11 protein-coding genes are annotated in these 13,825 nt (G+C 70.8%); 8 read left to right on the top strand and 3 right to left on the bottom strand.

What is annotated here, in order from left to right:
* Positions 1–24: 24 nt before the first annotated feature.
* A complete protein-coding gene (locus LX88_RS24630) occupies positions 25–2,892 on the bottom strand; it encodes a discoidin domain-containing protein (RefSeq protein ID WP_258950188.1) in 2,868 nt (955 codons plus the stop codon).
* Entirely contained in the window at positions 2,886–5,438 is a 2,553-nt protein-coding gene (locus LX88_RS24625; protein ID WP_258950187.1) for an NPCBM/NEW2 domain-containing protein, read from the bottom strand. Before LX88_RS24625 ends, LX88_RS24630 begins: the two co-directional genes overlap by 7 nt.
* Before the next feature lie 119 nt (positions 5,439–5,557).
* On the opposite strand from LX88_RS24625, the gene LX88_RS24620 reads away from it, so the two are divergent.
* The 5 genes from LX88_RS24620 (at position 5,558) to LX88_RS24600 (ending at position 10,345) form a co-directional block, all read left to right on the top strand.
* On the top strand, positions 5,558–5,848 hold the full coding sequence (locus tag LX88_RS24620) for a hypothetical protein (protein ID WP_258950186.1): 291 nt from the start codon (positions 5,558–5,560) through the stop codon (positions 5,846–5,848).
* Position 5,849: 1 nt separating this feature from the next.
* Positions 5,850–7,145, top strand: a complete 1,296-nt coding sequence (locus LX88_RS24615; RefSeq protein ID WP_258950185.1) for a sensor histidine kinase — start codon at positions 5,850–5,852, stop codon at positions 7,143–7,145.
* Positions 7,142–7,795, top strand: a complete 654-nt coding sequence (locus LX88_RS24610; RefSeq protein ID WP_090070322.1) for a response regulator transcription factor — start codon at positions 7,142–7,144, stop codon at positions 7,793–7,795. Before LX88_RS24615 ends, LX88_RS24610 begins: the two co-directional genes overlap by 4 nt.
* A gap of 61 nt (positions 7,796–7,856) precedes the next feature.
* Entirely contained in the window at positions 7,857–9,200 is a 1,344-nt protein-coding gene (locus LX88_RS24605; protein ID WP_258950184.1) for an SLC13 family permease, read from the top strand.
* A gap of 8 nt (positions 9,201–9,208) precedes the next feature.
* A complete protein-coding gene (locus LX88_RS24600) occupies positions 9,209–10,345 on the top strand; it encodes a glycerate kinase family protein (RefSeq protein WP_258950183.1) in 1,137 nt (378 codons plus the stop codon).
* Here LX88_RS24600 and LX88_RS24595 read toward each other — a convergent pair.
* Entirely contained in the window at positions 10,335–10,946 is a 612-nt protein-coding gene (locus LX88_RS24595) for a hypothetical protein (RefSeq protein WP_258950182.1), read from the bottom strand. The two genes, LX88_RS24600 and LX88_RS24595, sit on opposite strands and share 11 nt — an antisense overlap.
* Before the next feature lie 19 nt (positions 10,947–10,965).
* Between LX88_RS24595 and LX88_RS24590 the strand changes: the two genes are divergently transcribed.
* The 3 genes from LX88_RS24590 to LX88_RS24580 all read left to right on the top strand — a co-directional run bounded on the left by LX88_RS24590 (position 10,966) and on the right by LX88_RS24580 (position 13,729).
* Positions 10,966–11,130 carry a hypothetical protein gene (locus LX88_RS24590; protein ID WP_258950181.1) on the top strand — a complete coding sequence of 55 codons (165 nt, stop codon included), beginning with the start codon at positions 10,966–10,968 and terminating at the stop codon, positions 11,128–11,130.
* A gap of 645 nt (positions 11,131–11,775) precedes the next feature.
* Positions 11,776–11,979 (top strand): MbtH family protein, encoded by a 204-nt coding sequence (locus LX88_RS24585; protein ID WP_258950180.1) that lies wholly within the window; start codon positions 11,776–11,778, stop codon positions 11,977–11,979.
* Positions 11,980–12,397: 418 nt separating this feature from the next.
* Complete coding sequence (locus LX88_RS24580) at positions 12,398–13,729, top strand: serine hydrolase domain-containing protein (protein WP_258950179.1); 1,332 nt, start codon at positions 12,398–12,400, stop codon at positions 13,727–13,729.
* Positions 13,730–13,825 lie beyond the last annotated feature (96 nt).

The following is a 13,825-nucleotide window of genomic DNA, read 5'->3' as shown; positions in this document are numbered from 1 at the left end:
CCGACCGAATGCCGCCTAAACCCGTTATCGCCGCACCACGACAGCGCGCAGCGAGGCGTGCCCCGGCCGCCACCCGGTCGACACAGCGACGTACCTCGAGGTGGTGGCCGAGCCGTAGGTCTTGCCGTCCACGCTGTACGTGACGGTGTGCGGCGGCAGCGTGCCGTGCGTCCACTGCAGACTGACGTCGCCGATGGCGTGCACGGCGCCGAGGTCGACCACCATGCGGCCGTCGCGGCCCGGCGTCCATGCGGTGTGCTGCTCACCGTCCACAGCGGCGGCGGGGTCGCTCATGCCGGGCGGCAGCACGGAGTTCGGGAACGTGACACACCCGAGCGCGAGGTCGTCGATCGGGAACGGCCGGACGCCCGGCATGCTGACCGTGCGCCCGGCACGGCCCAGCACGACCGGCAGGCTGCGGCCGTCGCGGTGGACCAGCACGAACATCGCCGGGCCGCCGCGGAACGTGACCCGCTGCGCGTCGTGCACGACGGCGGTGATGCCCGGCGGGATGCCTCGGGCGGTGAACCACGGCGCCTCGACCCGTGCGGTGGCGGCGGGCAGGCTGAGCGCGTACTCGGTGCCGTCACGGGTCGTGACCTGCGTGCCCCGGTACAGCCGGGTGCCGCGCAGGCGGACGGTCCCGGTGACGTCGGCGCCGGAGAGGTTGAAGAGGCTGAGAAACCCGTCCGCGGTGCTCGCGCGCACTCCCGCGGGGCACTGCGGCGCCGGTTCCGCCGCGACCGCGCGCAGGTCCGCCCGGACGTAGCCCTCCACGATTCCGGCCGGCACGGTGATCGTGTCGCCCTGCACGGTGATCGGCTCGGCCGACCGCGCGACGAACCCGGCCCGGCCGTCCACGTCGAGCCAGCCCGCGGTGCCGAGGTCCGGGCGCGGGTACGTGGCCACCGTCGTCCACGTGGCGCCGTCCGCCGACGTCTCGATGCGGTAGGCGCCCGCTGCCGCTGTCTCCCACCGCAGGCGCACGCGGTCCACGGTCGTGGCGGTGCCCAGGTCGACGGCGATCCAGCTGTCCGCGCGGCCGCGTTCGGCACGGGCGACCGCCCAGCGCGTGGCCGGATCACCGTCGGCCGCCTTCGCCGGTTCGTAGCCGGGATCGAACGACGACGCCGTCACCGTCCCCGGACCCACCTCGAACTCGAACAGCGAGTAGCCGTAGGTGGGGTGCGGGGTGACGCCGGTCATGCGGACGTGGCGGGCCGTCGTCGCCGGGAACGTCAGGTCGTCGACCCGGAACCCTTCGCGCGCCGGGACCGTGACGCGTCCCGCCGCTCCCGTGTAGGTGCGGGAACCGCTCAGGCCGGGCATCCCGGCCATCGCGAGGTTGTGCACGCCGACCCGGCCGGGGCGGGGCAGCGCGCACACGATCGTGCCGGTCGGCAGGGTGGCGGTGCCGGCGAACCCGTCCGCGAACCGCAGCAGGCCCGCCGTGGCGTCGAAACCGTCGCGTACCTGCTGGTAGGCGACGGTGGTGCGCCCGGTGACGGCCGCGGGCGGCAGCAGCATCGGGGTCGCGCCGCTGATCTTGAACAGCCAGTCGTCGTGCGCCGGCTGCCACGCGAGCTTCGTGAACCCCGGCTTGGTCACCGTGCCCGCCCAGGCCGCCGCCGACTGGTGCGTCAGCAGACCGGGGTCGGCGCCGTGGTCGATCGTGATCGCCGCGCGGGTGAAGAACTCCTGCTCGGACACCGGTTTCGCGGGCGGCCGCAGTTCGTGCAGCAGATAGGAGATCGCGAGCTCCGCGCGTGCCTCCGGCTCGTACTTGGCCTCACCGGAGAACTTCGCCAGCCGGTGGACCGGCGGATGTGCCTGGTAGGCGAGCAGCCGGGACGCGAGCGCGGCCTCGGCGCGGGCGGCCATCGGGTCGCGCAGGACGGTGGAGCGGAACGCGAGCGGGATGACGTCACGGCCGTAGAGGTGCTCCCGGTCGTTGACCATCGGCATCAACGGCTCACCGGCGTCGCTCATCGTGGCGAGGATGGTGCGCCACAACAGTTCTCCGTTGGGCTGCCTGGTCAGCACCTCGGGCAGCGGCCGTCCGGCGAGCAGGAAGTGCACGGCGTTGCGGCCCGACGTGCGCCAGAGCTCCTCCTGGTAGTGCGGGCCGAACGAGCCGTGGTTCTCGACGATGAACGTGTCGTGCAGGTTGGACGCCGTGTTGGCGGAGATCGGTAGACCGTCCACTGTGGAGGCGTTGGCGAGGTCGGCGGCGGGAAGGCCCGCCTCGTTGCGGCTCCACCGGCAGAACGCCTCCCGCCAGCCCGGTCCGTCGCCGTGCCAGGCCAGGCCGGGCGCGAGTGCCTGGGCGTAGACGCCCATCTCCTCCAGCTTCGTGTCGCCCCGGTGGCCGCCGAGGAGCCCGTTCGGCGTCCAGCTGCCGGAGCGCGGGTCGTTGCCGGTGCCGAGCGACGTCGTGTACTCGGCCTGGCCGCGGGCGATCGCCTCGACGTTCGCGCGGGTGGCCGCGTCGAGGTCCGGCCAGAGCAGCCGGGCGGCCAGCACGAAGTAGGACTGGAAGGTGGTGTCCCAGAACAGGGTCTTGCCCCACTCCGTGCCGCCCGCCAGCACGTTGCTCGCCGCGAAGTGCCTGATCGTGGCAAGCGTGTGGTCGCGCAGAACGTCCTTCTCCACGCCCGCCAGAGACGCGTCGTAGCTGCCCCTGGTGAGCAGGACGGCGTTGCCGAGCACGACCGCGAACCCGAAGTCGGTGCGCCGGTAGCGTCCGGCCGCGGCGTCGTACTGCGTCTCGGCCCACCTCGTGTGCCTGAGCAGCACCTCGTAGTAGGTGTCCTTCAGTTGCGCGACGGAGACTTTCGGCGCGACCGTCAGCACACCCGTGGCGTAGAGGAACGTTCTGCGGTTGATCAGCATGTCAGGGCTGCCTCCGCCCAGTCGGCGTGGTCGAAGTTGCGGCCGTCGCCGCCGTCGGTGACGCGGAGGCTGAGCATCCGGACGCCGCTGACGTCGACGTCGATCGGCACCGCCGCGCCCTTGCCGCTGATGACCCCGCTGTCGTACAGGGGTTTGTCGTCGCCGAACACCTGGAACACCACCGAGCCGGGCTGTTCGGTCTCGTCGTCGAGGCCGATCTTCGCCGCGAGGCGTTCGCAGCCACGGCCCAGGTAGACCGAGACCTCGGACGGCGCGTGCGTGCCGAGGCCCTTGGCGTAGGTGACGCCGCCGATGGACAACGCCGCGCCGTCACCGCCGGTGTTCTCACCGTTGGACCTGTCCCGTTCGACCGGGCCCCAGCCGTTGGTCTCGCTCATGAACGGCAGATCGCTGACCTGCGCGCCGTTCGCCGGTGCCGGAGGAGGCACGAACGCCTTGACGGCCTGCTCGACGTGCACACCGGAACCGAAGGTGGCGACGACCGGCAGGTCCACCGGGCCGACCCGCGTTCCGGCGGTGAGCCGCCAGCGCCCGCTGATCGACTCGCCCGGCGCGAGCGAGCGGCGCTGGACCGCGGCGCCCGTGACGGACCAGCCGTCGGGGGCGGTCGCCGTCAGCTTGACGTCGCGGATCTCCTCGTCCCCGTTGCTCAACGTGCCGGAGACCTCGATCGCCGTACCCGGCGGGGTGTCGGTCGTGCCGGCGGGCTCGACGGTCAGCGTGGTCTTCGGGACCTGCCGGATCGGCTGGTCGCACGTCCGCAGGCCGGGCCGGTAGCGGCAGACGACCGCCGCGAACCCCCCGTTGCGCTTCGCGGGCACGCTCAGGGTGTCGGTGTTGCGCAGGACCTGCGTGTCGCGCACGACGTCGGCCCTGGTGGCGGGGTCGCGGACGGTCTCGACCAGCCACTGCCCGCCGCCGAGGAAGCTCAACGGCGCCCGCAGCGTGCGCTCCTGGGTGGCGATGCCGCCGACGAACCACCTGTCTCCGTTGCGACGCGCGACCACCGCGTGCGAGTCCGGGTCGCCGTCGAGCAGCCGGGTCTCGTTCCAGACCGTCGGGACCTGGTCGAGGTAGCGCAACGCCTGCGGGTGCCGTTCGTAGGCCTCGGGTTTGTCCGCGAAGTGCGTCCAGCCCGACTCGTAGACGACCGGCAGCGCGACCTCGTGCGCGATCGACGCCTCCTTCGTGCCGACTTCGAGCGACACGGGCGTGTAGTCCATCGAGCCGGCGACGTTGCGGGTGAAGAACTGCACGGGGTTGTTCGCGGCGGGCGGGTAGTTCTCGGCGCCGCGCACGGCCTCCATCGTGAGCACGTGCGGCCACGTGCGCGCCAGGCCGTGCGGGATGGTGGAACCGTGGAAGTTGACCATCAGCTTCAGGCCGGCCGTCTTCTGCAGCACCGCGTCGTACCAGCGGTAACGGTCCTGCGAGTCGGACTCCATGAAGTCGAGCTTCACGCCCTTCGCGCCCCACTGCTTGATCCTGGGCAGCACGGTGTCGCGTTCCTGGGCGGTGTCGAGATCGCTCCAGTGCAGCCACAGCAGGATCTCCACGCCCTGCGCGCGGGCGTAGCGGATGAGCTCCGGTACCCACGCGGCGCTCCAGCCCTCGTCGACCAGCGCGTACTCCCAGCCGTTGCGGGCGGCGAAGTCGACGTACTGCTTCTGCCGCGCGAAGTCGCTGGGGCTGGAGTGCTCGCTCAGCCACGACCACGCGACCTTGCCCGGCTTGACCCAGCTCACGTCCGCGAACTTCGCCGGGCTCGCCAGGTCGTCCACGAGGGTGGACGTGCTCACGGTGCCCAGGTCGCCGACGATCGCGGTGCGCCACGGGGTCGTGCCGGTCGAGGTGACCTGCGCGTCGGCCAGCACGACCTGGAAGCCGTCGCCGCTCTTGCGCAGCCTGCTGCCCGCGTACCTGCCGTCCACATCGGATTCGGTGAGCAGCGCGAAGTCCTGCCCCGTCTGGAACAACGACGGGTAGCCGAAGTCGCCGGTGGCCTCACCCGCGGTCGTGCGCACGCGGTTGGCCTCGTACCAGGCGTTGTAGGGGAGCAGCCACGCCTTCGAGTCGGCGGCGACGCTGAAGGCGGACGCCTCCGCCGTGACCGTCGCCGGCGCGGGCAGCACGTATCGGTAGGCGACGCCGTCCGCCGCGGCGCGCACGACCAGGTCGAAGCTGCCGGCGGCGTTGCGGAAGCCGAACTTCGCCTCGGTCATGCGGGCGGAACGGTGCAGCCGTTTGCCGTGGGGCATCGTGTAGTGATCGATGACAACGCGGTCACTGCGCCCCGTGAACGTCAGGCCCTCGGTGAGATCCGCGGTGGTCGTGGTGAGGCCGACGCGCGCCGGCCTGAGTACGGTTCTGCCCTGCCTGCTCACGTCCAGGGTCAGATTTCCGCTGTTCAGAGACAGTCTCGCGGTGACCTGGCCCGGTCCGGCCACAGTCCAGCCGGTCGGCGCGGCCGTGGCGGGCACGGCGGGCAACAGCAGGGCGAGCACGAGTACGAGCAGTCGTGACATCGTTGTCAGCTCCTGGGTGTGGGACCGCTCTCATCGTGTTGGTCCGCTCGTTCCCGGTCAAGGGGCTGATGGTTATCAGTCGATTTGCGGACAGATGAAGAGATCTTCATCTTGGTCTCATGCGGTACTTCGCGAGGGACGGCAGGCTCGGTCGCATGCTGCCGTCCGCCCGCACCGGCACGGTCCTCGTGGCCGTGCTCAGCGTGGCGTGCGCGCTCGCGGCGGTGCTGCTCGTGCTGACCGTGGTGCGGCCGGTGCCACCGGACGTGCGCACGCCGGAAGTGCGGATAGGACGCTCCGCTCCGCCGGCGACCTCCTCGGTGGTGCCCACGCCGGGGCCGGTGCTGCCCACCCCGGGGTCGGTGCTGCCGCCGCCACCGCCGGGCGATGACGACGACGAGGACGACTGACGTGCCCGCACGCGTGAAGATCATGTGCTGGCTCCTCGGCCTGATGACGCTCGTCCTCGCGACCGTCGTGGTCGTGGTGTGGCGCCTGCTGCTCGTCGACGTGGACGACCGCGTCAACCGGGCCCTGGAGCAGGAGACCACCGAGTTCGGCGCCTACGCGGAGACCCACGCCGGTGACGCCGGCGCCGTCGCCGAGTCCCACCTGCGCCTGCAGTACCCCGACGAGCACGAGCTCCACCTGGCCGTGCTGTCCGGCCGGGTGCTGGTGCAGCGCTCCGAGGTGACCTACGCGCTGGAGCACGACCGCGCCGTGCTGGGCGCGATCACGTCCTCCGGTGCGCCGTGGGGCGTCGCGGCCACCCCGGCCGGACCGTTCCGGTGGGCGAAGGTGCACACTGTCGCGCCGCAGGAGATGTGGTTCGTCACCGGCTACTTCGAGGATGGCGTGCGAGCGCCGGTGCACTCGACGGTGCGCGTCCTGGTGCTGGTGTCGCTGGCCGGTCTGCTGATCGCCGCGCTGATCGCGTGGTTCGTGGCCGGGGTGGTCCTCGCCCCGATCCGGGTGGTCCGCCAGGCCGCCGCCGAGATCACCGAGGACGACCTCACCCGCCGCATCCCGGTGTCGGGCAACGACGACGTGGCGGCACTGGCGAAGCAGTTCAACTCGATGCTCGACCGCCTCGACCGCTCGTTCCGCCTGCAACGCCAGTTCCTCGACGACGCCTCCCACGAGCTGCGCACCCCGATCACCATCGTGCGCGGCCACCTGGAACTGCTCGGCGACTCGCCGCAGGAACGCGCCGAGGTGGTGCGGCTGTGCACCGACGAGCTCGACCGCATGGCCCGCCTGGTCGAGGACCTGCTGCTGCTCGTCAAGTCCGAACGCCCGGACTTCCTGCGTCCCGTCACCGTGAGCCTCCCGGAGCTCACCAGCGACATCGATGCCCACCTGCGTGCCCTCGGCGACCGCCGCTGGGTGCTCGACTCGATCGCGGAAGGCGAGGCCGTGCTGGACCCGCAACGCGTCACCCAGGCCGTTCTGCAGCTCGCCTCGAACGCCGTCCGCCACACCACCTCGGGTGCGACCATCCGCTTCGGATCCTCTGTGGACTCCGTCGTCTCCTTCTGGATCGCCGACACGGGGCCAGGTGTGAGCGACGAGTCGTTGCTCTTCTCGCGGTCCACCGGCCTCGGCCTGCCGATCGTGAAAGCCATCGCCGAAGCGCACGGAGGCGCGGTGCGGGTGAGCTCGGTGGCGGGCGAGGGCGCGACGTTCGTGGTGGAGGTGCCCCGATGACCGGCCGGATCCTGATCGTCGAGGACGAGGCGCGCATCGCCTCGTTCGTGGAGAAAGGCCTGCGGGCCAACGGCTTCACCACGTCCGTCGTGGCGTCCGGAGCGGACGCGCTGTCGTGGGCCGCCTCGTTCGACCTGGTGGTGCTGGACATCGGCCTGCCCGACCTCGACGGCTTCTCGGTCCTGAAAGCCCTGCGCGAGCAGGGCGTGGCCACCCCGGTGATCATCCTGACCGCCCGCGACTCGGTGCACGACACCGTGGCGGGGTTGTCCGGCGGCGCCGACGACTACATGACCAAGCCGTTCCGCTTCGAGGAACTGCTGGCGCGCGTCCGGCTCCGCCTGCGCCCGCCCGGCGTGCCCGAGGCGACCGTGCTCACCGCCGGTTCGCTGTCGCTGGACCTGCGCACCCGCCAGGCCGTGCTGCCGTCCGGCTCGGTCGACCTCACCGCCCGTGAGTTCGCCCTGCTGGAGCTGTTCCTGCGGCATCCGGGGCAGGTGCTGGTGCGCGAGCAGATCCTGTCGCACGTGTGGGGGTACGACTTCGACCCCGGCTCCAACGTGGTCGACGTGTACGTGCGGTCGTTGCGGCGCAAGGTCGGCGCGGAGCGGCTGGAGACGGTGCGCGGCATGGGGTACCGCTTGGTGTAGATGAAAGCTCCTTCATCCGGGCCTCACCTGTGGGTCAGGGTGGCCGCGCAGGATCGTTCTCGTGATCCTGACGCTGGTGGTCTTCGCGGTGGCGGTGGTGCTGTGGACGTGCACACCGCTGGACGACACGTTCGTCGCCCTGGCCGCCGTCGTGGCCCTGCTGCTGTTCGGCGTCCTGCCCGCCTCGGCGCTGGCGGTGCTGGGCGGTTCCACGACGTGGCTGCTCATCGCCGCCTTCGTGCTGGCCGGCGGGGTGTCGGCGTCGGGCCTGCCCGCGCGCCTGGCCACCTCGCTGGTGGGCCGTGCCCGTTCGGTGCGCGGGCTGATGCACCTGACCGCGTTCGCGTTGCTGCTCACGGCGTTCTTCGTGCCGTCCACCTCGGGCCGTGCCGCCCTGACCCTGCCGGTCCACCGGGCTCTGCGGGTGAACGCGCGGGTGTCGCGGGCGCTCGGGGTGCTGTTCCCGTCGGTGATCCTGCTGACCGCGGTGGCGACGCTCGTGGGGGCGGGGGCGCACCTGATCACCAGCGCGTTGCTGGAGCAGGCGACGGGACAGGGGATCGGGTTCGGGCAGTGGATGCTGCTCGGGCTCCCGCTCGCCGTGGTCAGCGCGCACGTGACAGCCGAGGTGGTGTTGTGGCTGTTCACGACCCGTGCGGACCGCGCGGAGGCGTTGGCCGGCCAGGCTCGGCCGCTGGACGCGAGCGACGAGCCCACGGTCCGGTTCGCAGCGCGGAGCGAGGGTCCCCTCCCAGGGGACCCCTGTTCTAGTTCTCCCAGACAGCACCGACAGTTTTCCAAGCTCACCAGGCCCGAGATCACCTCCCTGGCCATCGTCGGCGTCGTCTCCGCGGGGTGGCTCACCGAGTCCTGGCACCACGTCCCGCCCGAGGTCACCGCCCTCGCCGGAGCCGTCGCCATCACCGCGCCACGCCTCGGCACCACGACGCTCAAAGCCGCGTTCGCCGACATCCCGTGGTCGCTCCTGCTGTTCATGGCCGCCACCACGATGCTCGGCTCGGCCCTGGTCAGCTCCGGCGCGGCCCACACCCTCGCCACCCTGGTCAGCCCGTCGCACCTGCTGCCGACCGTGATCGCGGTGAGCCTCCTCGCGCACCTCCTCATCCAGTCCCGCTCGGCCCGCTCCTCGGTGCTGGTGCCGATCGTCATCCCGCTCGCCGCGGCCGCGGGCATGAACCCCGCCGCCCTGGCGTTCGCCTCCACCGCGGCCGCCGGTTTCTGCCACACCACCACGGCGTCCGCGAAACCGGTCGCCCTCTTCGCCGGCGCCTACCAGCCGCGAGATCTGCTGAAGCTCTCCGCGGTCCTGGCGCCGATCACCGGCGCACTCGTGCTCGCCTGCGCCGTTCTCCTCTGGCCGCACCTCGGCCTGCCACTGAAATGAGGTCACCGATGCGTTTCCTGGTAGCTCCCAGCGGTTTCAAGGAGTCCCTGGACGCCTGCGACGTCGCCGACGCGATCGCACGAGGCATCTACCGCGTCGTGCCCGGCGCCATCGTGGACAAGGCGCCGCTCGTGGACGGTGGCGAAGGCTCGGCCCGAGCGCTCGCCGAAGCCACCGGCGGCACCCTCGTCCCCGCGCTCGTCACCGGTCCCGTCGGCGAGGAGATCCCGTCCCACTTCGCGTTGCTCGGCGGGCCCGGTCCCCGCACGGCCGTGGTCGAGATGGCCGCCGCGGCAGGGTTGCGGCTCGTCCCGAAGCACCATCGCGACCCGGCGACCACCACCACGTACGGCGTCGGTGAGCTCATCCGCGCCGCGCTGGACCTCGGCGTCGACCGCATCCTGGTCGGGTGCGGCGACTCCGGCACGTCGGACGGCGGCGCGGGCGCGTTGCAGGCACTGGGAGCCCGCATCACCGGCGCGCACGGCCGCGAGATCGGCCGCGGGGGAGCGGCCCTGGCCGGCGCCACCGCGCTCGACCTGTCCGAAGTGGACCCGAGGCTCGACAAGGCCGAGATCACCGTGGCCTGCAACCAGCACAACGTCCTGTGCGGAGACCGGGGCGTGGCAAGGGTGTTCGGCCCGCAGAAGGGCGCGACACCCGAGCAGGTCGAGCTGCTCAGCGACGCTCTGGACAACTGGGCCGACCTGCTCGGCCCCGGCGTCCGCACCATGCCGGGCGGCGGCGCGTCCGGAGGGCTCGGTGCCGGCCTGCACGCGCTGGGTGCCACGCTGCTGCCGCGCTTCGACGTCGTCCTGGAGCACTCCGACCTCGACGCCCGCCTGCCGGACGCCGACCTGGTGATCACCGCGGAAGGCGCCATCGACGGCCAGACCCCGCACGGCAAGGTACCCTCGGAGGTGGCGCGCCGGGCCAAGAAGCACGGCAAGCCCGTCATCGCGCTCGCCGGCACGATCGGGGAGAATGCCCGCGCCAACCACGACGCGGGCATCGACGCCTACGCCAGCATCATCGCCGCGCCCGTCACGCTGGACACCGCGATGGCCAGAACGGCGGAGCTCCTCACCGACGCCACGGAGCGCACGCTGCGACTGCTCCTCGTCGGCGCGGCCCTCACACGATGATCTCGACCTCCTTGCGGAGCTGGGCGCCGTCCAGCAGTTCGAGGTCGTCGCCGCTCCAGAAGCGGCCGGGGTCGTACCAGTTGGGCCGGCGCCTGGGCAGCAGCCCCATCTCCTCGTACGTGACGGCCACGATCTCCGCGCAGAACGCGCTCTCGATGGTCGCGTCGCCCTTGGGCCCCAGCGGAACCCGCCCGCGCAGCCACCGCGAGGCGAGCTTGGCGGTGGACGGGAACGGCGTGCCGTCGAGCCGCGCCACCGTCCGCAGCGCCGCGTCCTCCATCTCGCGCGTCACCTCGTGGTCGAGCTGCCGCAACCAGGCCCGCTGCTTGTACTTGTCGTGCCAGGTCACGACCGCGTCGCGCAGGTCGTGCAGCTGCGCACCGCGCTGGTGCGTGCCGCTCCACACGTCCTTCAAGGACTTGCCGAGCTCGGCGTGCCACATCAACGGCGGCATGTCGTCGATCACGATCGCCATGCCGACGTGGTTGACCGGGCTGTTCGTCATGGCCTGGATCGCCCGGTCCGCCGCACTGCGCCCGCGGAACACCCACACGTCGCCGGTGCGGGTCATCTCCACGGCTTGGTCCAGTGTTGTCGCCATGGGCCAGTAGCCTAGGCACATGAAGCTGTGGAAGGTGATCGGTATGGCCGCTTTCGCGGGTGTCGCGGCGAGCGGCGTGGTCGTCGCCCGCAACCAGCGCCGCCGCGCCGCCTACACCCCGGACCAGATCAGGGAGCGCCTGCACGAGCGGCTGGCCGAGGCGTCCGCTCCCCGTCCGGAATGAGCCGGTAGGCCACAAAGGACGCCACGGCCGGCAGCGCGGCGGCCACGAGCGCGGTGGCCCGCATCGCCTCGGTGAAGGTGCCCGTGCGCGATCGCAACGGCACTTTCGCGGCTTCCTTTCCTGGTGAAGCGGAAGCAGGAAGAACGACGCGGCCAGCTCCACAGTGGATTGTCTGATCCCGGAGGTCGCATGCGCGTCTCCTGTGCCGGCGCGGGCCTGATCCTGTCGGAGGCGACCCGCCGCCTGGTGCGCGGCCACACCGAGACGCATCAATCCAATGTGGAGAGTTGGTCGCGGCGCGCGTTTGTCACATGTGTTGTCCCGCAGTGCTCGAGTGCCAGGGTCTATTGGCAGTTCGTGTCCGAGCCGTTGCCGGGCGGTGTAAGAAGTAAGTAACTCTCGGGTAGCGGACCGTTCCCTTCGCTGAAGTCGGTTAAACATACAATTACTTGATGTCCAGATAATGGTCAATTGCGATGCTCCTTTTGGCGGTGTGTGCTGCAGATGCGGAACGACACTGTTATCTTCTGTTGCGGCAGGCCGCTGGTTTGCGCATGAGGTTTCTCCTCGGCGTTCGCCGATCACTCTGACTCCGGAGAGTGCCGGTCCGTGCCTGATGTCCGACGACGAGAAGGAGAGAGAGCCGTGTCCGATGTCGCCTACCAGGTGCTGGTCAACGACGAGGAACAGCGTTCGTTGTGGCCTTTGGGAAAAGAGCTTCCTCAAGGGTGGCGCAGCGAGGGCAAAGAAGGGTCGCGGCAGGAGTGCATGGACTACGTCGACGCCGTGTGGACCGACATGCGGCCCCGTAGCCTGCAGGAACGCATGGCGGCGGACGGGAACGGCTGATCTTCCGGCGTGCGATGACCTAGGGCGTGATCTCGTCCCGGTGGGTTCCTCTACGGCCCTGCTAAACCTGGCGCTTGGGTGAATCTCCTCCGTCACTGCGGACTCTGAGTCGTCATCATTGATATTCGATGAGTTCACCGGGTGTGTTCTGGAACTTCGTATCCTTTGCTCGACATAGTCGTTGAAGTTACTGCGTCACGGTCGGGGTGCGAGCCTCGACTCGATTCTTTCTGGTGTGGAATCCGGCGGTCGCAGGCGGAGGTGGGCGCATGAGTTGTCGCTCTGTTTCGAGAATTGCGGAACCAGCTGCGGCCGCTATCCATTGCGTCCGGCAAGATCGAGGCCGGATCCGATGACCGTGTCCTGAGTCACAGGTCGAAAGACGTTCAGGAAATCACGAAAGGTGGACGGAGAGGAAATGGTGGACCACTTACGCGAGGTGCTGGAACGGTCGGCCCGCCGCAACGAGGTGCCCGGTGCGCAGCTCGTCGTCTGGTGCGGTGGTGAGGCCTGGGAGTTCGAGTTCGGCGAAGAGCGGCACGGCACAGGTCGCGGGGTGAGACGCGACAGCAAGGTGCCCATCGGCTCCATCACGAAGACCTTCACCGCGACCCTGCTGATGGTCCTGGTGTCCGACGGCGACGTCGACCTGGACGAGCCGGTCGTGGAGTACCTGCCGGAACTGCGGCAGACGCTGGGGGACAACGCCGAGGCACTCACCGCCCGCCAGTTGCTCAGCCACACCGGCGGCCTGCCCTCGGACGTCGTCGCCCCGCCGGCCGGCAGCCGGGTGGCGCTGGCCGCTTCCGTGCAGGACGTCGTACAGCCGCCAGGGACGGGCTTTTCCTACTCCAACACCGGATACGCACTCGTCGGCCGCCTGATCGAGGTCGTGACCGGCATGAGCTGGGAGGAAGCGGTCCGCACGATCCTGCTCAAGCCGCTCGACGTCGACCTCGGCTTCATCGCGGGTCCTGACAGCCCCGGCCTCCCGACGGCGAGCGGCCACACCGTCAACCACGCCCTGCGCCTGATCCGTCCCGTCGAGCAGGACCTGACGCCGGTCGAGGCGCCCGCGGGCGGGCTCGCCGCGAGTGCCGCCGATCTGGTCGAACTCGCGCGGATGCACCTCGATCCCCGGCACGGCGGCATCGATCCCGGCCTGGTCACCCCCGAACACCTCGCCGAGATGCGCAGGCCGGTGCCCGGCGCGGACCCGTTCGGTCTCGCCGACGGCTGGGGTCTGGGCCTCGCGCTCTTCCGCGGCAACGGCACCGGCTGGATCGGCCACGACGGCACCGCCGACGGCACCTCCTGCCACCTGCGGCTGAACCCCGAGACCGGCACGATCGTGGCCCTGACCGCGAACTCCGCCACCGGTGCCGCCCTCTGGCGTGACCTGTTGCCCGAACTGCGCGCGGCGGGCATCGACCTCGCCGACAGCGCCGCGACGATCAACGCCGAGCCGCGCACGTCCATCCCGCGCGAGTGCACCGGCACGTACGTCAACGGCGACACCGCGTTCTCCGTGGTGGTCGAAGGCGATGAGCTGCACCTGGTCGTCGACGACGAACCGGCCGCGCGGCTCGCGGTCCACGACGGGTTCGTCTTCTCCGTGACCGACCTGGCCAACGGCGCGACCGGCCACCCCGGCCGCTTCCTGCGAGACCCCCGCAGCGGCCGGATCGACCGGATCCAGATCGGCGGACGGGTCGCGGGCCGCCGGCACCGCGAGCGCGACGTGGCCTGACGGCCCGCCGCGGTTCCGCACTCCTTTCCCCTCTCCCTGCACCTGTGGCGCTGCTGCGCGCCCGAAAGAGGTTGGACGGCGATGACGCTCCCCGAC

The sequence above is a fragment of the Lentzea californiensis genome (assembly GCF_024648825.1).
Classification (GTDB): Bacteria; Actinomycetota; Actinomycetes; order Mycobacteriales; family Pseudonocardiaceae; genus Lentzea; species Lentzea californiensis.
The sequence above is the reverse complement of the archived record's forward strand: the minus strand, read 5'-3'. Positions and strand labels throughout refer to the sequence as shown.

Excerpts from the sequence above, each read along its gene's own strand:
- LX88_RS24580 (WP_258950179.1), top strand. The coding sequence starts at position 12,398 with ATGGTGGACCACTTACGCGAGGTGCTGGAACGGTCGGCCCGCCGCAAC.
- LX88_RS24595 (WP_258950182.1), bottom strand. The coding sequence starts at position 10,946 with ATGGCGACAACACTGGACCAAGCCGTGGAGATGACCCGCACCGGCGAC.
- LX88_RS24630 (WP_258950188.1), bottom strand. The coding sequence starts at position 2,892 with ATGCTGATCAACCGCAGAACGTTCCTCTACGCCACGGGTGTGCTGACG.
- LX88_RS24590 (WP_258950181.1), top strand. The coding sequence starts at position 10,966 with ATGAAGCTGTGGAAGGTGATCGGTATGGCCGCTTTCGCGGGTGTCGCG.
- LX88_RS24625 (WP_258950187.1), bottom strand. The coding sequence starts at position 5,438 with ATGTCACGACTGCTCGTACTCGTGCTCGCCCTGCTGTTGCCCGCCGTG.
- LX88_RS24600 (WP_258950183.1), top strand. The coding sequence starts at position 9,209 with ATGCGTTTCCTGGTAGCTCCCAGCGGTTTCAAGGAGTCCCTGGACGCC.
- LX88_RS24610 (WP_090070322.1), top strand. The coding sequence starts at position 7,142 with ATGACCGGCCGGATCCTGATCGTCGAGGACGAGGCGCGCATCGCCTCG.
- LX88_RS24620 (WP_258950186.1), top strand. The coding sequence starts at position 5,558 with ATGCGGTACTTCGCGAGGGACGGCAGGCTCGGTCGCATGCTGCCGTCC.